25 protein-coding genes are annotated in these 22,764 nt (G+C 32.6%); 17 read left to right on the top strand and 8 right to left on the bottom strand.

From position 1 onward, the window contains the following. The first annotated feature begins 3 nt into the window (after window positions 1-3). From paaC to B4J88_RS11925, 9 genes are all read left to right on the top strand, one after another. Entirely contained in the window at window positions 4-780 is a 777-nt protein-coding gene (paaC, locus tag B4J88_RS11965) for a 1,2-phenylacetyl-CoA epoxidase subunit PaaC (RefSeq protein ID WP_291067727.1), read from the top strand. After that, window positions 774-1,262: a 1,2-phenylacetyl-CoA epoxidase subunit PaaD gene (gene paaD, locus B4J88_RS11960; protein ID WP_125350273.1), complete on the top strand. Its 489-nt coding sequence runs from the start codon at window positions 774-776 to the stop codon at window positions 1,260-1,262. The genes paaC and paaD overlap by 7 nt, the downstream gene beginning before the upstream one ends. A 6-nt stretch (window positions 1,263-1,268) precedes the next feature. After that, complete coding sequence (locus tag B4J88_RS11955) at window positions 1,269-2,054, top strand: enoyl-CoA hydratase-related protein (protein WP_291067726.1); 786 nt, start codon at window positions 1,269-1,271, stop codon at window positions 2,052-2,054. 3 nt (window positions 2,055-2,057) lie between these two features. Continuing rightward, window positions 2,058-3,215, top strand: a complete 1,158-nt coding sequence (locus B4J88_RS11950) for a 3-hydroxyacyl-CoA dehydrogenase NAD-binding domain-containing protein (protein WP_291067725.1) — start codon at window positions 2,058-2,060, stop codon at window positions 3,213-3,215. 13 nt (window positions 3,216-3,228) lie between these two features. Continuing rightward, window positions 3,229-3,642, top strand: a complete 414-nt coding sequence (gene paaI / locus B4J88_RS11945) for a hydroxyphenylacetyl-CoA thioesterase PaaI (protein ID WP_286500581.1) — start codon at window positions 3,229-3,231, stop codon at window positions 3,640-3,642. 79 nt (window positions 3,643-3,721) lie between these two features. After that, window positions 3,722-4,927, top strand: a complete 1,206-nt coding sequence (gene pcaF / locus B4J88_RS11940; RefSeq protein ID WP_291067724.1) for a 3-oxoadipyl-CoA thiolase — start codon at window positions 3,722-3,724, stop codon at window positions 4,925-4,927. A gap of 115 nt (window positions 4,928-5,042) precedes the next feature. Further along, a complete protein-coding gene (locus tag B4J88_RS11935; RefSeq protein ID WP_291067723.1) occupies window positions 5,043-5,636 on the top strand; it encodes a transferase hexapeptide repeat family protein in 594 nt (197 codons plus the stop codon). A gap of 151 nt (window positions 5,637-5,787) precedes the next feature. Next, window positions 5,788-7,839 (top strand): phenylacetic acid degradation bifunctional protein PaaZ, encoded by a 2,052-nt coding sequence (paaZ, locus tag B4J88_RS11930; protein ID WP_291067722.1) that lies wholly within the window; start codon window positions 5,788-5,790, stop codon window positions 7,837-7,839. Between the two features lie 226 nt (window positions 7,840-8,065). Continuing rightward, window positions 8,066-8,821, top strand: coding sequence for an enoyl-CoA hydratase/isomerase family protein (locus B4J88_RS11925; protein WP_291067721.1), 756 nt, complete (start codon window positions 8,066-8,068; stop codon window positions 8,819-8,821). Window positions 8,822-8,873: 52 nt separating this feature from the next. On the opposite strand, the gene B4J88_RS11920 is transcribed toward B4J88_RS11925, so the two are convergent. After that, entirely contained in the window at window positions 8,874-9,770 is an 897-nt protein-coding gene (locus B4J88_RS11920; protein ID WP_286496263.1) for a hypothetical protein, read from the bottom strand. 87 nt (window positions 9,771-9,857) lie between these two features. Here B4J88_RS11920 and B4J88_RS11915 point away from each other — a divergent pair, with 87 nt between their 5' ends. Next, entirely contained in the window at window positions 9,858-10,292 is a 435-nt protein-coding gene (locus B4J88_RS11915) for an FKBP-type peptidyl-prolyl cis-trans isomerase (protein ID WP_125350278.1), read from the top strand. A 46-nt stretch (window positions 10,293-10,338) separates the two neighbouring features. On the opposite strand, the gene B4J88_RS11910 is transcribed toward B4J88_RS11915, so the two are convergent. The 4 genes from B4J88_RS11910 to B4J88_RS11895 all read right to left on the bottom strand — a co-directional run bounded on the left by B4J88_RS11910 (window position 10,339) and on the right by B4J88_RS11895 (window position 14,306). Beyond that, entirely contained in the window at window positions 10,339-10,470 is a 132-nt protein-coding gene (locus tag B4J88_RS11910) for a hypothetical protein (protein WP_257468234.1), read from the bottom strand. A gap of 84 nt (window positions 10,471-10,554) precedes the next feature. Further along, on the bottom strand, window positions 10,555-12,840 hold the full coding sequence (locus B4J88_RS11905) for a GH92 family glycosyl hydrolase (RefSeq protein ID WP_291067720.1): 2,286 nt from the start codon (window positions 12,838-12,840) through the stop codon (window positions 10,555-10,557). 89 nt (window positions 12,841-12,929) lie between these two features. After that, the gene (locus tag B4J88_RS11900) at window positions 12,930-13,586 is read right to left on the bottom strand and encodes a 3-oxoacid CoA-transferase subunit B (protein WP_219035112.1); all 657 of its coding nucleotides are present in this window, start codon (window positions 13,584-13,586) and stop codon (window positions 12,930-12,932) included. A 6-nt stretch (window positions 13,587-13,592) separates the two neighbouring features. After that, on the bottom strand, window positions 13,593-14,306 hold the full coding sequence (locus tag B4J88_RS11895) for a CoA transferase subunit A (protein WP_038331757.1): 714 nt from the start codon (window positions 14,304-14,306) through the stop codon (window positions 13,593-13,595). A gap of 152 nt (window positions 14,307-14,458) precedes the next feature. On the opposite strand from B4J88_RS11895, the gene B4J88_RS11890 reads away from it, so the two are divergent. The 7 genes from B4J88_RS11890 (at window position 14,459) to B4J88_RS11860 (ending at window position 19,664) form a co-directional block, all read left to right on the top strand. Next, on the top strand, window positions 14,459-15,094 hold the full coding sequence (locus B4J88_RS11890; RefSeq protein ID WP_286496365.1) for a hypothetical protein: 636 nt from the start codon (window positions 14,459-14,461) through the stop codon (window positions 15,092-15,094). A 20-nt stretch (window positions 15,095-15,114) separates the two neighbouring features. Continuing rightward, the gene (locus tag B4J88_RS11885) at window positions 15,115-15,921 is read left to right on the top strand and encodes an intradiol ring-cleavage dioxygenase (RefSeq protein WP_286496364.1); all 807 of its coding nucleotides are present in this window, start codon (window positions 15,115-15,117) and stop codon (window positions 15,919-15,921) included. Beyond that, the gene (locus B4J88_RS11880) at window positions 15,908-16,285 is read left to right on the top strand and encodes a hypothetical protein (protein WP_280037663.1); all 378 of its coding nucleotides are present in this window, start codon (window positions 15,908-15,910) and stop codon (window positions 16,283-16,285) included. Before B4J88_RS11885 ends, B4J88_RS11880 begins: the two co-directional genes overlap by 14 nt. Window positions 16,286-16,412: 127 nt before the next feature. Further along, window positions 16,413-17,453, top strand: coding sequence for a sensor histidine kinase (locus B4J88_RS11875; protein ID WP_291065188.1), 1,041 nt, complete (start codon window positions 16,413-16,415; stop codon window positions 17,451-17,453). Then, complete coding sequence (locus tag B4J88_RS11870; protein ID WP_291047557.1) at window positions 17,446-18,132, top strand: LytR/AlgR family response regulator transcription factor; 687 nt, start codon at window positions 17,446-17,448, stop codon at window positions 18,130-18,132. Before B4J88_RS11875 ends, B4J88_RS11870 begins: the two co-directional genes overlap by 8 nt. A gap of 87 nt (window positions 18,133-18,219) precedes the next feature. Further along, window positions 18,220-19,056: a hypothetical protein gene (locus B4J88_RS11865; RefSeq protein ID WP_291047555.1), complete on the top strand. Its 837-nt coding sequence runs from the start codon at window positions 18,220-18,222 to the stop codon at window positions 19,054-19,056. Then, window positions 19,056-19,664 carry a class I SAM-dependent methyltransferase gene (locus B4J88_RS11860; protein ID WP_291047553.1) on the top strand — a complete coding sequence of 203 codons (609 nt, stop codon included), beginning with the start codon at window positions 19,056-19,058 and terminating at the stop codon, window positions 19,662-19,664. Before B4J88_RS11865 ends, B4J88_RS11860 begins: the two co-directional genes overlap by 1 nt. A 34-nt stretch (window positions 19,665-19,698) precedes the next feature. Here B4J88_RS11860 and B4J88_RS11855 read toward each other — a convergent pair whose 3' ends face one another. The 3 genes from B4J88_RS11855 to B4J88_RS11845 form a co-directional block, all read right to left on the bottom strand. Then, entirely contained in the window at window positions 19,699-20,454 is a 756-nt protein-coding gene (locus B4J88_RS11855; protein WP_286496360.1) for an acyl-CoA desaturase, read from the bottom strand. Window positions 20,455-20,975: 521 nt separating this feature from the next. Next, entirely contained in the window at window positions 20,976-21,839 is an 864-nt protein-coding gene (locus tag B4J88_RS11850) for a hypothetical protein (RefSeq protein ID WP_219035105.1), read from the bottom strand. Beyond that, on the bottom strand, window positions 21,840-22,430 hold the full coding sequence (locus B4J88_RS11845; protein ID WP_306822325.1) for a hypothetical protein: 591 nt from the start codon (window positions 22,428-22,430) through the stop codon (window positions 21,840-21,842). It lies immediately after the preceding gene. Window positions 22,431-22,764: the final 334 nt, after the last annotated feature.

Below are 22,764 nucleotides of genomic sequence, written 5' to 3'. Positions count from 1 at the left end.
TTTATGACAAGTACAGTTTATCAAAACAATCAAAATTACATCGATTTTATCTTACATTTAGCGGATACAAATCTAATTTTGGCACAACGTTTATGCGAATGGTGTGGTCATGGTCCAATTTTAGAACAAGACATTGCAATGTCTAATATGGCGTTGGATTTATTAGGTCAAACTTCTAATTATTATAACTATGCGGCTGAAATGATCGGGAATGGAGCAACTGAAGATACGTTAGCAATGTTACGCGAAGAGCGTGAATACAAAAACTTATTGTTAGTTGAATTACCAAACGGACATTTCGGTGATACAGTTGCACGTCAGTTCTTTTATGATTCTTACCACGCATTATTATTAGAACAATTCTTGAAAGTAAAAGATCTTAAATTACAAGCTATCGCTGAAAAATCATTGAAAGAGGTAAAATATCACTTAAAATGGTCATCAGAATGGATAATTCGTTTAGGAGATGGAACACAAGAATCTCACGATAAAATTCAGGAAGCTGTAAACAATATTTTACCTTATGTAAAAGAAGCGTTTTTATTAGCACCTTACCAAAAAGCTTTAGTTGAAGAAGGATTAATTTCAAGTCCAGAAGAATTTCAAGAAACTTGGTTAGCAAATGTAAAAGCAATTTTAGACGAAGCGACAATCGAGGCTGATGTCGAAAATGCGTTTGTACAAAAAGGAGGTAAAGAAGGTGTTCATACAGAGCATTTAGGATTTATCTTAACAGATTTACAATATTTACAAAGAACTTATCCAAATTCGCAATGGTAACCGAAAAAGAAATTTGGCAATACATGGAGGAAGTTGCTGATCCAGAAATTCCTGTGATTAGTGTAATCGATCTTGGTGTTGTGCGTAAAATTGAATTGATTGACCAAGAAAGTGTCAATGTTACTATTACGCCAACGTATTCAGGATGTCCTGCTATGAGTGCAATTTCAATTTCTGTTCGTTTAAAATTAATCGAAAAAGGATTCAAAAATATCAATGTCATTAATCAGTTGAGCCCTTCGTGGTCAACTGATTGGATGACAGAAGAAGGAAAGCAAAAAATGAAGGCTTATGGAATTGCACCGCCTACCAAAAATCCTTCATCTGATGCGCTTTTTTCGGATGAACAAAATGTAGAATGTCCACAATGTGGCTCTACAGATACCAGACTTATCAGTCAATTTGGTTCTACGGCCTGCAAAGCTATGTATCAATGCAATAGCTGCCACGAACCATTTGATTATTTCAAATGTCATCACTAAAAAATTATGGAAAATTCAACATCAATCCTATACACACAAGAGGGAGGAATTGCTACGATTACGTTGAATCGTCCTTCTGTTTTTAACAGTTTTAATCAGGAAATGATTAAATCTCTTCAACATCACTTGGATGTTGCAGCTCAAGATGTTTCTGTTCGTGCAGTAGTTTTAACTGGAACGGGGAAAGCATTCTGCGCTGGTCAAGATTTAGGCGAAGTTTTAGAAGAAAAAGAAATCGACTTCAATAAAATCGTTCAAGAAAATTACAATCCATTGGTTCTTAAAATTAGAAACATGGATAAACCAGTTGTTGCTGCTGTAAACGGTGTTGCTGCCGGTGCAGGAGCAAATTTAGCTTTGGCTTGTGACATTGTTGTCGCGAAAGAATCGACAAACTTTATTCAAGCTTTTTCTAAAATTGGTTTAATCCCAGATTGTGGAGGAACTTATTTCTTACCTCGTTTAATTGGACTTCAAAAAGCAACTGCTTTTATGATGCTTGCTGATAAAGTTTCGGCGGCTCAAGCAAAAGAAATCGGAATGATTTATGAGTTTTTTACTGATGATATTTTCGATGCTGAAGTTGCTAAGATTGCGGATAAATTAGCCAATCTTCCAACAAAAGGTTTGGCTTATACAAAGAAATTATTGAATCAAACATTTAATAATTCAATCGAAGAACAATTAATACAAGAAGGATTATTTCAAACTAAATCAGGTAATACATCAGATTATCAAGAAGGTGTAGACGCATTTATCGAGAAAAGAAATCCAGTTTTTAAAGGCGAGTAAGAAATGAAAAAAATAGGAATTATTGGTGGTGGAGCAATGGGTTCTGGAATTGCGCAAGTTTTTGCTCAATCTGGTCATTCTGTTGTTTTATATGACACAAATAAAGAAGCATTAGATCGTTCAAAACAAAACTTAGCGAAGACTTTCGAGAAGTTAGTGGCGAAAGAAAAATATACTGCTGAAAAAGCACAAGAAATTCAAAACAATATCGAATATGCAGATAGTTTATCAGCTTTTGCATCCATCGATTTGATGATTGAAGCGATTATTGAAAACTTAGATATCAAAAAATCAGTTTTCAAACAAGTGGAAGAAATAGTTTCTGACGAATGTATTTTAGCGTCAAACACTTCTTCATTATCAATTGCATCAATCGCATCTGCGTGTTCGAAACCAGAACGTGTAATCGGAATTCATTTTTTCAATCCAGCTCCATTAATGGCTTTGGTAGAAATTATTCCAGCTGTACAAACACGCGAAGGATTAGCTGAAGATGTAAAAGCTTTGATTCAATCTGTTGGTAAATTACCAGTCATTACGAAAGATACACCAGGATTTATTGTAAATCGTGTGGCTCGTCCATTCTACAGCGAATCAATTCGTTTATTAGAAGAAGGCGTAGCCGATGCAGAAACAATAGATTATGCGATGACTTCTGTTGGAGGTTTCCGAATGGGACCTTTCGAATTAATGGATTTTATTGGACATGATGTGAATTATCGTGTAACAGAATCTGTTTTTGAATCTTTCTTTTATGATCCTCGTTTCAAACCATCTTTCTCTCAAAAACGCTTATTCGAAGCTGGATATTACGGACGTAAATCAGGTCGTGGATTTTACAATTATGCAGAAGGAGTGGAGAAAAAAGCACCATCTCAAGATCAAGTTTTATTAGAAAAAATCTACAAACGCGTTTTAGTGATGTTAATCAACGAAGCAGCTGATGCTTTATTTTTAAACATTGCAAACCGTGAGGATTTAGATATAGCGATGACAAAAGGTGTAAATTATCCAAAAGGATTATTGAAATGGGCAGATGAATATGGTTTAGAAAATGTACAAAACGATTTAGATGAATTGTACAATTATTACCATGAAGATCGTTACCGTTTAAGTCCAATTATCAGAAATTACGTCAAAGAAAACAAAACATTCTACTAAAAAATATCAAAACATGGAACCACAAAAGTTATTAAATGCAATGCTTGACCACGATAAATTTAGTGAATGGTTAGGTTTAGAAGTAATAGGATTAGATGCAGGTTATGCTAAAGTTCAAGCTACAATTCGTCCAGAAATGATGAACGGAGTTGGCTCTGTACATGGAGGTGTAACATTTGCAATGGCAGATTCTGCTTTTGCTTTTGCATGTAATTCATACAATAATATTTCTGTTGCTTTGGATGTTCATATTTCATTCACAAAAGCAGGGAAAGTTGGAGATGTATTCACAATCGAAGCGAAAGAGGTGCATTCTTCTAAAAGAACTGGTATTTACGATATCAAAGTTACGAATCAAAATAATGAGTTAATTGCTTTATTTAAAGGAACTTGCTTTAGAACAGGTAAACCTTTGATTGAAGAGTAAAATGTTATAAGTTCTACGTTATAAGTTCTAAGTTTTTTGAACGTATCACGTAAAACGTATCACGTAAAACGTATTAAAAATGAACCAAACATATATTATAGATGGAGTTAGAACTCCAATTGGTAAATTAAAAGGTGGATTATCTGCTGTTCGTCCAGATGATATGGGTGCAATGGTAATCGCCGAATTATTAAAAAGAAATCCGTCAATTGATCCAGCTGCATTTTACGATGTTATTTTAGGAAATGCAAACCAAGCAGGAGAGGATAACCGTAATATAGCTCGTATGTCGGCTTTATTATCTGGATTACCTTATACAGTTCCGGGAGAAACGGTAAATCGTTTATGTGCGTCTGGATTATCAGCAGCAATTGCGGCATCAAGAGCGATTCAAGTTGGTGATGCTCAATTAATGATTTCTGGTGGAGCTGAATCGATGACTCGTGCACCTTTAGTTATTTCTAAATCAGCTTCTCCATTTGGTGGTGATGCGCAAATTTATGATTCAACTTTTGGTTGGCGTTTTATCAACCCTAAAATGAAAGAAATGTGGGGTGTTGATGGAATGGGAAATACAGCAGAAAATTTAGCGGAGCGTGATAATATTTCGCGTGAAGATCAAGATTTATTTGCGGTATGGTCGCAACAAAAAACGGCTGCTGCACAAGCGAATGGTCGTTTAGCGAAAGAGATTGTTCCTGTTGTTATTCCACAACGTAAAGGTGATGCTATTATTTTTGATACTGATGAATTCCCAAAGAATAATACAACTATGGAGATTTTATCAAAGTTACGTCCAGCTTTCAAAGCAGATGGTACAGTAACTGCTGGTAATGCCTCTGGTCTTAATGATGGTGCGGCTGCTAATATTTTAGCTTCTGAACAAGCAATCAAAGATTTTGGTTTAACGCCAATGGCAAGAATCGTTTCTTCTGGTGTTGCAGGTGTCGAGCCTCGTATCATGGGAATTGGACCAGTGAATGCAACGAAAATTGCATTAGAAAAAGCTGGTTTAACAATGAATGACATTGATATCATAGAATTAAATGAAGCTTTCGCAGCACAATCTTTAGCATGTACACGTGCATTAGGTTTAGCTGATAACGATGCTCGTATTAACCCTAATGGAGGTGCAATTGCTTTAGGACATCCACTTGGAATGTCAGGAGCACGTATCTTAAATTCTGCGGCTTACGAATTACAAGCTACAGGAAAACGTTATGCATTAGTTACAATGTGTATCGGTTTAGGACAAGGTTATGCTGTAATTATTGAAAGAGCATAAAAATAGATGTTAGTATTGAGAAGTTAGATTTTAGATTTTAGTAATGCTGAACTTGTTTAAGTATCAATTAAATAAAATCTCATTACTCAATACTACTATCTCAAATCTATAAATTATGATTTACGAATTTAAAGGATATAAACCCGTTATTCATCCAACAGCATTTATTCATCCACAGGCAGTGGTAACAGGAAATGTGATTATCGGAAAAGATGTTTACATTGGTCCAGGTTGTGCTTTACGTGGTGATTGGGGACAAATTATTATCGAAGATAATTGTAATGTGCAAGAAAATTGTACGATTCATATGTTTCCAGGAACAACAGTTCATTTGAAAGAAAAATCGCATATTGGTCATGGAGCAATTATTCACGGTGCAACAATTGGTCGCAATTGTATGGTTGGGATGAATGCAGTTGTTATGGATAATGTTGTGGTGGAGGATGAATGTATCGTAGGTGCTTTAGCTTTTGTAAAAGCTGATACGCATATTCCGACAAGAAGTGTAGTTGTTGGAAATCCTGCCAAAATCGTAAAACAAGTTTCAGATCAAATGATAGAATGGAAAGATCAAGGTACTCAACAATATATGCAATTACCAAGTGATTGTCATGAGAGTTTAAAACCTTGTGAACCATTAACAGAAGTTCCAGATTATTATTACGAGTCAATGGCTTCGAATTATAAAACGTGGAATGAAAGTAAGTAAAATGTAAAAAGTATTATGTAAAATGTCATACTGAACTTGTTTCAGTATCACACTTAAATTTAATGAGATTCTGAGATGAACTCAGAATGACAAAAACTTATAACTTAATACTTACGACTTATAACTAAAAAAATACACAAACAACATAAAAATGGCTAAACAATTAGAAAATTATGCTTTAGGACAATGGACAAAAGGTTCGTCTGAAGGGCAAATGTTATATAACGCCATCAATGGCGAAGAAATAGGAACTGCATCATCAGCTGGATTAGATTTCGGTGCGATGATGGATTATGCACGTACAGTTGGTGGACCAGTTTTACGTAAAATGACGTTCCAAGAAAGAGGTTTAATGTTGAAAAAATTAGCCTTATACTTAATGGATCGTAAAGAAGAATTTTACACGGTTTCTTGGGCAACAGGTGCGACTCGTGCAGATTCTTGGGTTGATATTGAAGGAGGAATTGGAAACTTATTTGCCAATGCATCTTTACGACGTCAATTCGGAGATCAACCATTTTATGTTGAAGGAGAAACGCATAAAATCTCTAAAAACGGAACATTCTTAGGTACACATATTTTAACACCAAAACGAGGTGTTGCAATTCATATTAATGCATTCAATTTCCCAGTTTGGGGAATGTTAGAAAAAGTTGCGGTTAATTTATTGGCTGGAGTTCCAGCTATTGTAAAACCTGCGACAATTACTTCTTTCTTAACGGAAACTGTTGTTCGTGCAATCATTGAATCTGGAATTTTACCTGACGGTGCTTTACAATTAATCACAGGTTCTGCAAACGGAATTTTAGATAATGTTGAGTCAGAAGATGTTGTAACATTTACAGGTTCTGCTTGGACAGGACAAATGTTAAAAGCGCATCCAAGAATTACTTCAGAAGGTGTACCATTCAATTTAGAAGCTGACTCTTTGAACGCTTGTGTTTTAGGAGAAGATGTACAAGTTGGATCAGCAGAGTTTGATATTTTCATTAAAGAGGTTACGCGTGAAATGACAACAAAAGCAGGGCAAAAGTGTACTGCGGTTCGTCGTGCGTTGGTTCCAGCTCATTTGGTTGAGGATGTACAAATTGCTTTAGGACAACGTTTGGCAACGACTACAATTGGAGACCCAAATGTGGAAGGTGTTCGTATGGGAGCTTTGGCGGGAGCAGCGCAAGTTAAAGAAGTTCGTGAGAAAGTAGAAGAATTAGCTAACTCGCAAGAAATTATTTTTGGAAACTTAGATAATTTCGAAGTGAAAGGTGCTGATAAAAACAAAGGTTCTTTCATTTCTCCAATTTTATTTTTAAACAACGATCCATTCAATAAAACTGATGTTCACAACATCGAAGCTTTTGGACCAGTTTCTACAATTATTCCTTACCACGGAACTGCTGAAGCAATTGAGTTAGTTCGTATGGGGAAAGGATCTTTAGTTTGTTCGATTGTTACTGCTGATAATGATATCGCTACAGAATTTGTATTAAATGCAGGTTCTTTACACGGGCGTATCGTAATTTTAGATGCTGAATGTATCAAAGAATCAACAGGTCACGGATCACCACTTCCATTATTAGTTCACGGAGGTCCAGGTCGTGCAGGAGGAGGAGAAGAAATGGGAGGAAAACGTGGTGTATTACACTATATGCAACGTACAGCAATCCAAGGTTCTCCAAATAAATTGACGGCAGTTACGCAACAATATCAATACGGAGCAGATTATATTGAAGAAGATAAACATCCATTTGCGAAGCATTTCGAAGAAGTAAAAGTTGGTGATACATTAATCACAGCAAAACATACGATTCAACAATCAGATATTAATGCATTTGCAGCTTTATCTGGTGATAATTTCTATGCACACGTTGACGCAACTTCTTTAGAAGGAACTATTTTTGAGCGTAATGTTGCTCACGGATACTATTTATTGTCTAAAGCGGCAGGTTTATTTGTTTTAGCGAAAAAAGGTCCAGTTTTATTAAACTATGGTTTAGATGAATGTCGTTTTGTGAAGCCTGTATATCCAGGTTCTACAATTGGAGTTCGTTTTACGTGTAAAGAAAAAATAGATCAAGAGAAAAAAGATGAAAACGATGTGGCAAAAGGAATTGTTCGTTGGTTAGTTGATATTTACGACGAAACGGGAGAAACAGTTGGTATTGCAACAATTTTAACAATGGTTAAAAAATTAAATCAAGATTAATGTAATGTGAGAATGTGGTAATTTGTTAATGAGAAGATGATTATTAAGTTGAGTCTATTTTAGAATCATTTTCAAATTGAAAAATTACGTGAAATATTTGTCATGCTGAGCATGTCGAAGCATCTCAAATTATTAATTGTTTTGATTCAAACAATTAAACATATAATGAATAATTTATTAGTTAAATTTGCTCATTACCACATTTAAAAAAATTATCAAATTAGATATGGAAGCATACGTAAAATCAGATATACAAAATGGAATTGGTACAATTGAATTCTTTCACCCGCAAAGTAATTCAATGCCAGGTTCTCAATTAAGAAATTTAGCATCTGAAATCGAGAAATTAGGAAACGATGACGAAGTAAAAGTTATTGTTTTGAGAAGTGCTGGAGACAGAACATTCTGTGCTGGTGCATCTTTTGACGAATTAATTTCAATCAAAGATAGTGAAACTGGTCTAGAATTTTTCTCTGGATTTGCATACGTTATTAATGCGATTAGAAAAGCAACAAAATTCGTTTTAGCACGTATTCAAGGTAAAGCAGTTGGTGGTGGCGTTGGAATTGCATCGGCAGCAGATTATACTTTTGCAACAGAATTTGCGTCTGTAAAGTTATCAGAATTGGCTGTAGGTATCGGACCGTTTGTAGTTGGACCTGCTGTAGAACGTAAAGTTGGAAATTCTGCTTTTACACAAATGGCGATTAATGCAACTGAATTTCAGTCGGCTGAATGGGCTAAAGAAAAAGGTTTGTATGCAGAAGTTTATGCAAATTCAGTTGAAATGGATGAAGGCATCGATATTTTAGCTAAAAAATTAGCTAATTCAAATCCAGAAGCAATGAAACATTTGAAACGTGTTTCTTGGGAAGGAACAGAAAATTGGGATGAGTTATTAATCGAGCGTGCAAAAATTTCGGGTGAATTAGTTTTATCAGAATTTACGATTAACGCGATTAACAAATTCAAAGCAAAATAAGAATACAATATAGTTTATAAAAAAATCCACTTCAAAATGAAGTGGATTTTTTTTATAATTTAAAATACTCGTCTTTATAATATTTACTTTTCTTTACATATAAAATATCTTTTTCTGGATTGAGAATTAGATTGAAACGTTTAATCAAATCGCCACCCATAATATTTTTGTGTTGAATTTTTATTGTACTATCAAAAAATGACATTGGTACATTTTTGAATGTTTGATTTGCCAATTCGAAATTAGGTAAAATTGATTTTTTGGAAAGTATTACATTACCAGCAGCATCATTTAGTTTTGATTCTCCAATAATTTCAAATTTTTCTAATAATTTATTTTCTTTGGCAAAATCATCCGAAATCATCAATGCTCCAGAAAAACCTGTGTGAATCATAAACTCTGTTTCAATCGGTTTTTTGTCAATAAATGGAAAAGCTTTTATATACAGTGTTTCTTGAGAATATCTCGAATTTAATTTTGTATACTTTTTTAGTTTGGTAGGAGCTTTATCATAAACATATAATTTATTCTCATCAAAATTGATTTCTAAATATTTTCCTTCAAAAAATTTCAAACCAATTTTTCCATCACTCTCATGTCCAGATTGTTTGTCAATAAAAATTGGAATTTTGCTGAACTCTTCATTACCAAATTTAATCACATTGCTTTGACTCATTTTCATATCCGAATATCCAGCCCAAGATGTCACATTGTTTAAGGTATCAGAAATCGAAATAGATTTCATTTTTTTATACGAATCTTCAATAATTGTAATATAATCAGAGCCTGTATGTAACATCAATTGCACCGTATCTTTTTGATTGATAATAACTGGTACTAAAATATTGTTGTATTTTGTTAATCGAAATGGTATTTCTTTTACGATATTCTGCCCGAAAATTACAATTGAAATAATAGTAAAAAGTAACGAAAATATTATCTTTTTCATTTAGTTGTATAATTTCATTAAAAGTAAACTAATTTGTAGAAATGATTAATATGCTATAATTAAAAATATTCCTTTTAAATTTGTGGTATGGGAGTAGCTGAATTATTACTAAAACGCAAACAAGAATTGATTGAAAAGAATAAAACTGAAGGTTTAGCTTTTCGAGAAGAATATAAATTGAAAGAAGGTGTAACCGAAACTGAAAGCGGATTATTGTACGAAATAATCACATTGGGCGAAGGAGTGAAGCCAACTTTATCCGATACCGTTTTGTGTCATTATCATGGAACAAATATCAAAGGTGAAGTTTTTGATAGCTCGGTTCAACGTAAGAAGCCAGCCGCTTTTCCTTTGGAAAATGTAATAAAAGGATGGGCGGAAGGAGTACAATTAATGCCAGTTGGAAGTAAATTTAGATTTGTTGTAAAACCAGAAATTGGTTATAAAGATCGCGAAATTTCAAAAGAATTAGGACCATATTCTACCATGATCTTTGAAGTAGAGTTGATGGGGATTTTATAAAATATTAAAAAACAAAAACCTCCAAATTTTGGAGGTTTTTTTATGCTTAATTTTTTGCGTTATTGCGACGTTTTTTCTTTAAACGATTCGTTTGAACTAATTGTTTATGTTTTGGATCTTTTAATTTATCCACTAAAACTTGTAAATGATTTTCTTCTTTTTTTGCCTTTTTAGCCATTTTTTAGGTTTTTAATTTGATTCAAATTAATCATTATTCTTCAAGTAGTCAAACTTATTTATTTAATTATAAAATATTTAACGTTTATTTTTTAGGTTTGTCACTCATATAAAAAATGATTTTTCCACCATTCACAATATCAAAATGATTTAAATTGAACGAAGAGTAAGACTTTCCATTAAGTTCTATTTTTTGGATGTAAACATTCTTCTTCGATTGATTTTTCACTTCAATTTCAAATTGTTTTCCATTCTCTAAATTCAATATAGCATGATCTACCAAAGGACTCCCAATTGCGTAATCTGTCGATCCTTGCTGAACAGGATAAAAACCTAAAGCACTAAAAATATACCATGCACTCATTTGTCCAGTATCATCATTTCCACCCAAACCATCAGGCGTTGGCTTGTATTGCATATCCAAAATCATTCTGATTTTTTCTTGTGTTTTCCACGCTTGTCCCGCCCAATTATACAAATACGCAACGTGGTGTGCCGGCTCATTTCCATGAACATAACCTCCAATTATTCCTTCACGCGTAATGTCTTCTGTTTCCGCAAAATATTCGTCAGGCAAATGCATCGTAAATAATTTGTCCAATTTTGCTCCAAACTTCTTTTTTCCACCCATTGCTTCAATTAATCCATTTGGATTTTGAGGAACAAAAAAGCTAAAATTCCACGAATTTCCTTCAATAAAACCTTGTCCATGTGTATTCAATGGATCAAATTCTTTCTTGAAACTTCCATCCGCTAATCGAGGACGCATAAATCCAATCGAAACATCATAATTATTTTTCCAATTCTCAGAACGCTTCATAAATGTTTCATATACATCCATTCGATTCAATTTTTTTGCAGCTTGCGCAATCGACCAATCATCGAAAGCATATTCTAACGTATTCGAAATTGATGTACCATTTTTCTCAGCTGGAATATAACCTTTGTCGATATAATCGCCAATTCCTTCATAATCACGTTTATTTGCCGTAACAATACACGCGTCCAAAGCAGCATTTGCATCTTCGTTATAAACACCTTTTACAATCGCATCTGCAACAACTGTAACAGAATGATAGCCGCTCATACACCAGTTTTCGTTGGCATAATGCGACCAAATTGGCAACATTTTTATTGGATTTTGCTCATAATGTTTCATCATCGATTTTACCATGTCATTGTTGCGTTTTGGTTGAATGATATTGAACAACGGATGCAGTGCACGATAGGTATCCCAAAGTGAAAAAGTGGTGTAATTTGTAAAATCTTTGGCTTGATGAATTTCTTGATCCAAACCTTTGTACTGCCCATTCACATCCATATAAGTTGTCGGATTGATGAAGGTATGATACATCGCTGTATAGAAATTTATTTTATCATTTTCTGAAGCTTTAATCTGAATTCGATTCAATTCCTTGTTCCAATTTTCTTTTGCTTCGTTACGCACTTGTTCAAAATTCCAATGTGGAATTTCTGTTGTCAGATTTTCTAACGCATTGGTTTGACTGACTGGAGAAATCGCAAATTTGATTTTTACTTTTTCATCTTTTTCTGTATCAAAATCGAAATACATTTTGATCTTTTTTCCTTCGATTAATGGAAAATTCTGAGTTTCGTTCCATTTACGCCAAAAACCTTTGTAATCAACTTGTCCGTCTTCATTTTTTTGTCCATAATTTTTAAATGGTTTTGAAAAAGTCATCGCAAAATAAACCGTTCTATTTCTTGCCCAACCTCGTGTTTGTCTATAACCCGTAATCAATGTGTCATTCACCACGCGAACATACGTCCATGTATTTTTGTCATCATAATTATAAATTCCAGCATTCAAATCCAAAATAATATGTGAATCAATCGATTTTGGAAATGTATATTGATGAAAACCAACTCGAGTAGAAGCGGTCATTTCTGCCCAAATATTATAATCATCCAATTTGACTTTGTAATATCCAGTTTCGGCAGTTTCGTTTTGATGCGAAAATCGAGAACGATAACCGCTATCAGGATTTTGAGCAGTTCCGGGATTTAATTTTAATTTTCCAACGGTTGGCATAATTAAGAAATCACCCAAATCAGAATGTCCTGTTCCATTAAAATGTGTATGACTAAATCCTGTTATTGTTTTATCTTCAAAACGATAACCCGCACAATAATTATAAACTTTTGGATTGTATTTGTGATTGATAGCATAAGGAATAGAATCTGTTTCTGGGCTTAATTGAACAGCGCCAAAGGGAACAGTTGCACCAGGGAAAGTATGTCCCATTTTTTCTGTTCCAATCATGGGATTGACATATTTTACTAAATTCTGTTGCTGCGCAAAAGCAAGAGAATTGAGTGAAAGTAGAGCGATTACTAATTTTGTTTGCATCGATTTTTAAGTATTAATTTGAATAAAGTTAAACAAATCGAGCATAAAAAAAGGAAAGCTTTTTAACTTTCCTTTCGAATCTTTATTTTTTATAAAATCATTTCGGGAATTTCTCCTTCAATAATTAATTTTCCTTCAGTTGCATTTTTGATGTCTTCCACAGAAATTCCTGGTGCTCGCTCTAATAATTTGAAACCACCTTCTGGTAAAACTTCTAAAACAGCTAATTCAGTAACAATTTTTTTGACACATTTTATTCCTGTTAAAGGAAGTGTACATTCTTTTAGAAGTTTAGATTCTCCTGCTTTGTTCACATGTTGCATGGCTACAATAATATTATCAGCCGAAGCTACTAAATCCATTGCACCGCCCATTCCTTTTACCATTTTTCCAGGAATTTTCCAGTTGGCAATGTCTCCATTCTCCGAAACTTCCATTGCGCCAAGAATTGTTAAATTGATTTTTCGTGCGCGAATCATTCCGAAACTCATCGTCGAATCAAAGAAAGCTGAACCTGGTAAAGTTGTAATCGTTTGTTTACCCGCATTGATAAAATCAGGATCTTCTTCACCATCGATAGGGAAAGGTCCCATTCCTAATAATCCATTTTCTGATTGTAAAACAACATTTACATTTTCGGGAATATAATTAGCAACCAACGTTGGAATTCCGATACCTAAATTCACATAAAATCCGTCTTGTACTTCTTTTGCAATACGTTTTGCAATACCATTTTTATCTAACATTTTCTTTTATGATTTAGGTTGAACAGTTCTATTTTCGATACGTTTCTCGTATTTCGCACCTTGAATAATTCGATTGACATAAACGCCAGGCGTATGAATTTGATTTGGATCTAATTCTCCAATTTCTACCAATTCTTCCACTTCGGCAATCGTAATTTTTCCACACATAGCAGCTGGATGATTGAAATTTGCTGTTGCACCACGGAAAACTAAATTCCCCGCTGTATCACCTTTCCACGCTTTTACAATTGCAAAATCAGGCTCGAAAGCATATTCTAACAAATATTCTTTTTCGATTCCGTGAAAGGTAAATTTTCTGATTTCTTTTCCTTCAGCGACTTCAGTTCCAACTCCAGCAGGCGTAAAAATTGCAGGCATTCCATAACCAGCAGCCATTAAGCGAGTAGCTAAAGTTCCTTGCGGAATCAATTCAACCTCTAATTCACCTGAAAGCATTTGACGTTCAAATTCTGCATTTTCTCCAACATAAGAAGAAATCATTTTTTTGATTTGTCGTCCTTGTAATAATAATCCTAAACCAAAATCGTCTACACCTGCATTGTTACTAATACACGTAAGGTTATTGATTTTTTTGTCTACCAATCCTTGAATCAAGTTTTCAGGAATTCCAGAAAGTCCAAAGCCTCCAACAGCAAGCGTCATTCCGCTTTCTACGCCTTGTAGCGCTTCTTCGATGCTGTTTACTTTTTTGTTTATCATTTTTGTTGTGTTTGATCAAATATAATTCTAATGTTAAAGATAAATAAAAACCATTCATATTTCAATTAACCTACAAAAATCTTAGGTTAACCTCTTAAATTTAGATAACAAAATATCGATATATACTTTTGTTTAGAAGATTATATGAGGACATGATAAAGTTGTGCAAGGCTGAGAATCGAAATTTATTTGAAAATAAATTTATTAGGATAAATGCTTTAAATGATACAAATCCGATTTTGGATTTTGCTTTTATTGATGATGTTGCGTTAAGCGGAATGGGTACTTATCAAAAAGTAATTAAAGAAAGTGGTTATATTATTTTAATGCCTTTATTGAATAATATTCGCTTGAATATGAATGGTTTTAATTGGAAAATTGAAGTCAATCAATCATTTGTTTATTACTTAGAAAAAGGAACTATAATAGAAATAGAAGGCGATTTGAGCCACGATTTTTCTTATTTCTATGCGTTATTCATCGTAAAAGAAAAACAGCAAATTGCTAAAATGATTGTTCCAATTGATTTGGATAGAGAGAATCGTTTAGAGAAAATAATCCGACATGATTTGTTTAATGTTTTTTTAGGAAAATTTGACTTGAGAAAAGAATCTGAATTACCATTCAAAAGAAACGAAAGAAGTTGGTTAATCATTTCTTTGACAGGTATTTTTGAAGTTCACAATCGTTTAATAGAATCAAGAGATTTATTACAAATAAGATCTGATGAGAATGTTGAATTTGAATCGTTGAGCGAAAATTCTTTGTTAATGGTAATTGATTACTAATGTTAAAAATACTTAACAAAATGGAAAGAAAAGATTTTATAAAAAATAGTTTAGGATTATTAGGAGCAAGTTTAATTGTTCCAAAAGTGTTGATGAGTTGCAAAGATTCTACTGTTGTAAATGATTGTGAAGTATGGGCCTCTGAAACAGAAGGTCCATTTCCTACAAAAAAGCCAGAAGATTTTTTATCAAAAAATATAAAAGGCGATCGAACAGGAGTAGAGGCGACAATCAAAATTAATGTAACCAATGTTGATGAAAGCTGTCAACCTTTAATAGGCGCGATTGTTGATATTTGGCATTGTGATAAAGATGGAAATTATTCGCAATATGGCGGAATACGAATGCAACCAACCGATTATAAATCGTATAAATTTTTGAGAGGTAGACAAGTAACCGATGAAAATGGAAATGTTGAATTTAATTCTATTTTCCCAGGTTGGTACGAAAGTCGCGCAACGCATATCCATGTTCATATTTACGATCAAAAAGGAAAATCATTAAAAGTGACTCAAATCGCTTTTCCAGAAGGTGAAAATTCTGTTGTAGAAATTGTAAATTCAGCCAAAGAATATGGTTATACAAAAGGTTTGAATGGCTATACGTACAATGAGAATGACAATGTTTTTACAGATGATACAGACGGAAATCAATTGGCAAAAGTGAGCGGAAGTTTAGAAAAAGGATATACAATTGAGGCAGATATTGTAATTTCTACAGAAAATATAGAGAAAGCAAAAGAGCCGACGGGCGGAGGGCCAGGAATTCCTCCACCTCCAGATGGAATGCCTCCTTTTGATAGAAAACCAAAAGATGAAAACAATTAAAAAAGTTCAGTTTGCTTATCGTTTAGTGATTGATGCTTCGACAACGTCAATTTGGGAGAAATATGTTTTTCATGCGACGTACAAAGAGTATTATTTGCAAGAGCAACTTTTTCAACAAGAAATGCATAAAGTAGAAACTTTTCGAGAATTGTTGCGCCAAAATAAAAAAGCAGAGCAATTGCATTATTTGGTAGGAATGGCGACTATTCCGTATATCGAACAATTGGAAGGAAATTTGTATCAAATCACAGATAATTTGAACAAAATCTACCTTAATTTTGTAGATTTCGAGTTGGATGTTATAAATTCTTCTAATCAAAATCACGCAAATCACAAGGTTGCGCTTACGTTTTATACCAAATAATATTTTTATTTTGGAGAGGTTAACAATCATTATTTAATTTCTTTGGATGAAGAGTTAAATGAAAATATAAAAACGTTGATGATTCCAAATAGACAACATTTTTCTATTGTTTCAATTGAATTACAAGATGAATAAAGTAAAAATTACAAAGAGAGAAATCGTTATTTTCAGTATAGTTTCAATTATTTTTCTGTTGATTCCATTTATTGCTGCGCCAAATTTTTCGAGCGATCAATCTATTTTCAAAACAGGTTTTTTCAAGCGAATGCTTTTTGAAAATATCTTATTGTTAGTGTTCTTTTTGGTGAATTATTTCGTGTTAATTCCAAAATTATATTTTCAGAAACGTTATTTTTTCTACATCGTTATTCTCATCATTTTCTTTTTTGTGGTGTATAAAGTTCCAGAATTTGCGTTTCATTTTAACAAAGTTCCACCAAAAATTCCGCCTTTTAATCGTTTTGAGTCTCGAAAACCGCCTCGTAATTTTATGATGTGGAGCCCGAAAATTATTATGTTTTCGATGATGGCGATTGTTTCGCTTTTTATTCGACAAAATAAACGTTTTCAGGAAATGAAAAATGAAAAACAATTGTCTGAAATTGCTTATTTAAGAGCACAAATCAATCCACATTTTTTGTTCAATACGTTGAATAATATTTATGCTTTAACGCTTCAAAAGTCAGATTCTGCTTCGGATGCGGTGATGAAATTATCCAAAATGATGCGATTTGTAGTTTCAGATTCTTCCAAAGATTTTGTGCCTTTGCAACAAGATTTAGATTATATAAAGAATTATATTGAGTTGCAAAAATTGAGATTAACGAACAAAGAATCTGTTATTTTTGAGGTCGAAGGAAATTCTGCAGATTTAAGAATTTCGCCATTAATTTTAATTAATTTTATCGAAAATGCATTTAAATATGGTGTGATTGATGAAGCTTCGGAACCTGTCATTATTTCGATAAAAGTTGAGCAACAAACACTATTTTTGAACGTAGAAAATACCATTTCGAAAGAGGTAACTCCTGAAACTGAAAAAAGTGAAATTGGTTTGAAGAATACGAAAAAGAGGTTAGATTATTTTTATACAAATCATTATAAATTAACTATTCATAATGATTTATCTAAATTTATTGTTGAACTAAAAATTTTCTTGAATGATTAAAGTAATTGCGATAGATGACGAGCCTTTAGCATTAATGGTAATCGAAAATTATTGTTCGAGAAATGAACATGTCGAGTTAGTGAAAACATTCTCAAATTTGAAAGATGCACAGAAATATATCAATCAATTTCCAATCGATTTGATGTTTTTGGATATTCAGATTTCGCGTACGAATGGAATGGAATTTTACAAAAATTTAGAAAAGAAAATTCCTGTTATTTTTACTACGGCTTTTGCAGAATATGCGGTTGATGGTTTTAATGTTGCGGCGATAGATTATTTGTTGAAACCGATAGATTACGATAGATTTGAAGAAGCAGTGAATAAAGCGGTGCTGATTTTGGTGGATAAAAAACTGAATGAAGACAAAGAGTTTTTGACAATTCGAGCTGATTATAAACTGAATAAAATTGCGTACGATGATATCGATTTTATTGAAGGTTTGGACGATTATGTAAAAATTCATCTCGCAAACGGAAAACGAATTACTGCTCGAATATCGATGAAATCTATCTTAGAAAAACTGCCCGATCAACTTTTTGTCCGAGTTCATCGATCTTATATCGTTTCGATAAAAAAAGTGAAATCAATTCAAAATAAAGTCTTATATTTGAAAGACGAAGAAATTCCGATTGGTGAAACGTATAAAAATGTCATTCTAGAATTTTTCAAAATTTAAGAGGTTAAGAAAATGGAAAAAAAAGTGATTAGTCGATTTATCGTAAACATTTTTTTTTCCAATTTTTTTTTAATTCTACTTTCTATCGTGCTCAATATAGAGACGAATATCAAAATTGGTTTACCGTTTAATTCAATTGCGTATTACGCTTTTATTAGCACCATTACCGTATTGTTTTATTTGTATGCCTACAGAATTCCAAAATCTTTAAAATCATCAAGTAATCCAAGAACTCAGTTTTACATTACTCATCGTAAATCTGTTTGTATTTATACCGCTATTTTAGCCGTAATCGCTTTAGTTTCTGGAATTATTTTAGCGATAAATTGTTTACCGAATTACGAAATATTAACTTGGAAATGGTTGGCTGTTTTATTTTTTACGACAGTTTTATCCTTTGGTTATTATGATTTAAAATTAGGAATTTCATTACGTAAAACGATGTTGTTAAAACCATTTTTAATTGGCTGGACTTGGGCGATTACAACCGTTTTTTTACCTGTTTTATTTTTGATGTTGAAGAATGAAACGCATTATGTCATTGATGCAAAATTCTATTTTCTATTTTCTCAAACCTTTATGTATTGCGTTGTGAATGCGATTTTGTTTGATTTGAAAGATTATGAAGATGATAGCAACCGAAATTTAAAAACCTTTGTTGTAAAATATGGTTATCATTTTACGTTAAACCGCATTATTTTACCCTTAATATTTCTAGGATTTTTGAGTTTTGTAATCTTCGGAATATGTTATGGATTACCACTTCACCGCATATTGTTTATGTTAATTCCGATTGTTTTTTTAGCTATTTTCGCCTTTAAACTCAATCGTCCAAAAGCCATTTTATATTATTTAATTGCGATTGATGGAATGATTTTGTTGAAAGCAATTTGTGGAATTTTAAGCGTAATTTTATTCGAATAATGAATTACAATTTTATTGCGCCATATTATCATTCGTTGAGCCAGTTGATTTTTTTAAATCGTCAACATCAAGCTCATTTTGTGATTTTAAAATATTTGAAAAAGAATGATAAAATCTTGTGGGTTGGAGGAGGAGCGGGAAAATTTATCGCTGAAATAGAAAAGTTAAATCTAAAATTGGATATAGATTATGTTGATTTTTCTTCGAAAATGATTGATTTAGCGAAAATAGAAAAAACGTCGAATTTAAATATAAATTTTATTGTTGCGGATATTTTTGATTTCGAAACGGATAAAAAATATGATGTGGTGATGACTACTTTTTTGTTTGATCATTTTAATCAATCCAAAGCAGAAGAATTATTTAGTCAATTAAATTCGTATTTGAAAGTAGGAGGTTTGTGGTTTTATGTTGATTTTGTACAAAATCAGAAAGGTTGGCAAAAAAGTGTGACGAATGTGATGTTGAGCTTTTTTAGAATTGTTATTGGTTTGGATATTTCTCAATTGCCTAAAATGTATCAAAGTTTTCTACCCAATTTTAAAATCGTCGAACACAAATTCTTTTTCAAGAAATATATAGAAAGTATCGTTTATCAAAAGAAATAAAAAAAGCGATTCAATTTATTGAATCGCTTTTATTTTACATATAATCGGTGTCTAATTTACCTTTTTTGAACTGAATGATATTCATTTTATTCATTGCCCAAATGCATGGATACATTGGATCGAATTCCCATTTCTTAACTGCGAAATTAGGACGTCCGCCAAATTTATGGTGATTGTTATGTAAACATTCTCCCCACATTAACCAGTCAATCGGCATCAAGTTTGTCGAAGTATCTCCAACATCGTAATTACGGTAACCTAATTTGTGTGAAAACCAGTTGATGATTACACCATGTAGTGGGCTCATCAAAACTTGCATCGGAATGAATACAAAATACGTCCAAAGTGGAGCGTCAACAGCAACATAAATTAATATGTAAATGATTACCCAAGCTAAACGTACAGCATTATTTCCAGCAAATCTATCCCAAGAACGCCAAGAAGGAACACCTTTTTTGAATTTTTCTAAAACTTGTGTTTTATCGTGGTCAATTTCGTTGTAAACAATACGAGTTCTCCACATCATCGCAAAGAAATTTGGATCATATTGTGGCGAATGTGGATCCTTTTCTGTGTCTGCATACGCGTGGTGATGTCTGTGCATAACCCCGTATGTATAGGGACTTAGATAAGATGAACCTTGAAAAATCCACGCTAAAACGTGAAATATTTTTTCCCAAGCTCTTGACATCGTAAACATTGCATGTGATGCATATCGGTGATGAAAAAAAGTTTGGAAAAATAAAGAAGCATACCAATGTATAACAAAGATAATGATTACTGCTGTCATTACTAATTTTAAATTTTTACAAATATAATCGCTAGGATTGTGAATTCCACTAATTAAAATCATAGAACTCATAAAATTATTGATTATTTATAATGAAAAAATTTAATTTTTAATAGACTTTAATCAAATAAATTATCCATTTGTTAGTAAGGTTTTTACGTGTAAATATTTAATACTAAATGCATTGATTAAATAAATGTTAAAGTTACACACCTAAATAAGCAATTATTTCTCTTGCAATTGCTGCACCAGCTCTATTTGCACCCATTGAATGGGCAAGCCTTCTCTCACACGTTTATCTACAATTGCTACGGCTTCTTGCCCTAATTCTTCGGTGAATTTGTTATCTCTAAAATCGAGTGATCTTCTTTTTACCTATGTTGCATCGGTAGCTTTTGAGATTTCGTCTAATAATTGAACGACTTCCAATCACAACGATATCAACTTTGTAAAATAGTTCTGAATGATTCATTTTATAAAGCTAATTAAAAGTATTTGTAAAGTCATGTGAAGAAATCGTTTTATTTGGTTTTCTTCTGAATGCGATATGTAAATAGTGAAACTTTACATCCCCAAAGTTTTAGAATTTGAATTGCTTGTAAATGATTATCTTTTTCTTTTACAATTAATTGATCGGTAAATGAAGATATAAATTGAGCCCAATAATTGTGTTTAGCATCATTCAATAAAAAGTAGAAACCAGCATCTCCAAATTGTTTTCCGCTCGAATCTAAAATCAATTCATTCTCATGACTGACTCTAGGACTCATAATAACTGTTGCATTGCCTTTTGGTAAAGGAAAAACAGCTTTGATACAGGTTTTGCCAGAAGGAAGTGTACACGTCCCGTAAATTCCCGAATAAATAACTTTACCCGAAGTTTTGAATTTTCTCAACCAAATGGTATAAATAATTTCGTTGTTTTGCGGATGATTTAGTGTGATAATTTCACTTACTAAATCTTCAGATTGCGCGATATTTTTTGTCGGAATATTTAATTGATTAATTCGCTGACTAAATAATCGGTTGACCAAATAACCAAAAAATGAAAAATAAGGATTCCATTTTACATTGAATTCTAAATCATAATTTGCTGTAGATTCATAAAAATCGATCACTTTTTTTGGTAGAATTTCAAGTTGATTATCAGTGAAATTCAATTCATGAATAGATCTTAATAATCCTTTTGAAGTTGAATTTCGAGTGACAATTAAATTTTCATTTTTTGCTAATTGATAAATAAACTCTTCGCCAATTCCGTTCAATTCTCCGAAAGGAGCAATCAACCACGGATAATCTGTAGGATTAATTTTTCTTCCCCAAAGAATCACCCATTGTTGCGTAAACCAATCCTGAAATTTTTGCATTGTAAAAGCTAAATTCATCTAAATATTTTCTTTTTTTGGAAGAAAAGATTCGCAATTATTCCATTGTCCATGTTCAGAAATTGGTTTAAACCGGAGAGTTGTAAATTCAAAATGAAAATCCTTTCGATTACGCTCTTTCATTGCGTTAGCGTGTCTTTTTGGATCAGATATTTTGCTATGTCCATTTACCATATTTGTCATTTCTAATTGAGATTTCCAGATCGAAAATGTCGAAATAATATTGGGATATCGAATAGAAGCCAAAGAAAGTGTTGTGCCTTTGTGATCACGAACTAATTTCTCGACTAGTCTTCCCCAGCGCAGAAAACGAGGAATTTCTGTGTATTTCATTCGCGCAATTGTTACCGCAACAACAGGCTCATTTGTCATATTTACCTCGATATTTTTTGTCGGAATTTGAAAACCAGAAATATTTCCCCATTGTCTCAAAAAATCTAATCGAACATGCCAGCCTTTCGTCAAAAGTTTTCCGTATGAATTGGATTTTAGAAAATTTTCGAGTGATTTTTCATCTTCCCATTGTGCAAATACAATAATAGTTTGATTGAAAATCCTTGTTTTCGAAAAAATGGGCGAACCTAATTTCATTGTGGACATCGTTTCGGAATGTTTCAAACCATTTATTTTATTTGTTTTCAAAGGAAAAAACATCAATTTAAAAGCTTGAAAATAGCTAAGCTTTGCGATATGATACGAGAAAATATTCATCTATGCAAAATACTATTTTAAAAATGAAAAGATGAAGTTGTCATTAAATATTTTGAAAGGAATTTCAAGAAAATTAAATATCAATATATAATGTTCTCTTTACTTAGTTGAGGTAGTTTTCATATTTAATCACTGTTTATAAAAAGATGAAATAATTAGAAACTTCTAATTTGATTGACAATAATTTGTACTGTGGATATCCCCCTGAATTTTC

Origin of the sequence: Empedobacter sp. UBA5036 (genome assembly GCF_002415215.1) — a bacterium.
Taxonomy (GTDB): Bacteria; Bacteroidota; Bacteroidia; order Flavobacteriales; family Weeksellaceae; genus Empedobacter; species Empedobacter falsenii_B.
Note: the sequence above shows the minus strand (reverse complement) of the source record. Positions and strands in the feature narration are given on the sequence as shown.

Bases quoted from the DNA above. Each gene is read 5' to 3' on its own strand.
- paaC (WP_291067727.1), top strand. From the start codon at position 4: ATGACAAGTACAGTTTATCAAAACAATCAAAATTACATCGATTTTATC.
- paaD (WP_125350273.1), top strand. From the start codon at position 774: ATGGTAACCGAAAAAGAAATTTGGCAATACATGGAGGAAGTTGCTGAT.
- B4J88_RS11955 (WP_291067726.1), top strand. From the start codon at position 1,269: ATGGAAAATTCAACATCAATCCTATACACACAAGAGGGAGGAATTGCT.
- B4J88_RS11950 (WP_291067725.1), top strand. From the start codon at position 2,058: ATGAAAAAAATAGGAATTATTGGTGGTGGAGCAATGGGTTCTGGAATT.
- paaI (WP_286500581.1), top strand. From the start codon at position 3,229: ATGGAACCACAAAAGTTATTAAATGCAATGCTTGACCACGATAAATTT.
- pcaF (WP_291067724.1), top strand. From the start codon at position 3,722: ATGAACCAAACATATATTATAGATGGAGTTAGAACTCCAATTGGTAAA.
- B4J88_RS11935 (WP_291067723.1), top strand. From the start codon at position 5,043: ATGATTTACGAATTTAAAGGATATAAACCCGTTATTCATCCAACAGCA.
- paaZ (WP_291067722.1), top strand. From the start codon at position 5,788: ATGGCTAAACAATTAGAAAATTATGCTTTAGGACAATGGACAAAAGGT.
- B4J88_RS11925 (WP_291067721.1), top strand. From the start codon at position 8,066: ATGGAAGCATACGTAAAATCAGATATACAAAATGGAATTGGTACAATT.
- B4J88_RS11920 (WP_286496263.1), bottom strand. From the start codon at position 9,770: ATGAAAAAGATAATATTTTCGTTACTTTTTACTATTATTTCAATTGTA.
- B4J88_RS11915 (WP_125350278.1), top strand. From the start codon at position 9,858: ATGGGAGTAGCTGAATTATTACTAAAACGCAAACAAGAATTGATTGAA.
- B4J88_RS11910 (WP_257468234.1), bottom strand. From the start codon at position 10,470: ATGGCTAAAAAGGCAAAAAAAGAAGAAAATCATTTACAAGTTTTAGTG.
- B4J88_RS11905 (WP_291067720.1), bottom strand. From the start codon at position 12,840: ATGCAAACAAAATTAGTAATCGCTCTACTTTCACTCAATTCTCTTGCT.
- B4J88_RS11900 (WP_219035112.1), bottom strand. From the start codon at position 13,586: ATGTTAGATAAAAATGGTATTGCAAAACGTATTGCAAAAGAAGTACAA.
- B4J88_RS11895 (WP_038331757.1), bottom strand. From the start codon at position 14,306: ATGATAAACAAAAAAGTAAACAGCATCGAAGAAGCGCTACAAGGCGTA.
- B4J88_RS11890 (WP_286496365.1), top strand. From the start codon at position 14,459: ATGATAAAGTTGTGCAAGGCTGAGAATCGAAATTTATTTGAAAATAAA.
- B4J88_RS11885 (WP_286496364.1), top strand. From the start codon at position 15,115: ATGGAAAGAAAAGATTTTATAAAAAATAGTTTAGGATTATTAGGAGCA.
- B4J88_RS11880 (WP_280037663.1), top strand. From the start codon at position 15,908: ATGAAAACAATTAAAAAAGTTCAGTTTGCTTATCGTTTAGTGATTGAT.
- B4J88_RS11875 (WP_291065188.1), top strand. From the start codon at position 16,413: ATGAATAAAGTAAAAATTACAAAGAGAGAAATCGTTATTTTCAGTATA.
- B4J88_RS11870 (WP_291047557.1), top strand. From the start codon at position 17,446: ATGATTAAAGTAATTGCGATAGATGACGAGCCTTTAGCATTAATGGTA.
- B4J88_RS11860 (WP_291047553.1), top strand. From the start codon at position 19,056: ATGAATTACAATTTTATTGCGCCATATTATCATTCGTTGAGCCAGTTG.
- B4J88_RS11855 (WP_286496360.1), bottom strand. From the start codon at position 20,454: ATGACAGCAGTAATCATTATCTTTGTTATACATTGGTATGCTTCTTTA.
- B4J88_RS11850 (WP_219035105.1), bottom strand. From the start codon at position 21,839: ATGAATTTAGCTTTTACAATGCAAAAATTTCAGGATTGGTTTACGCAA.
- B4J88_RS11845 (WP_306822325.1), bottom strand. From the start codon at position 22,430: ATGAAATTAGGTTCGCCCATTTTTTCGAAAACAAGGATTTTCAATCAA.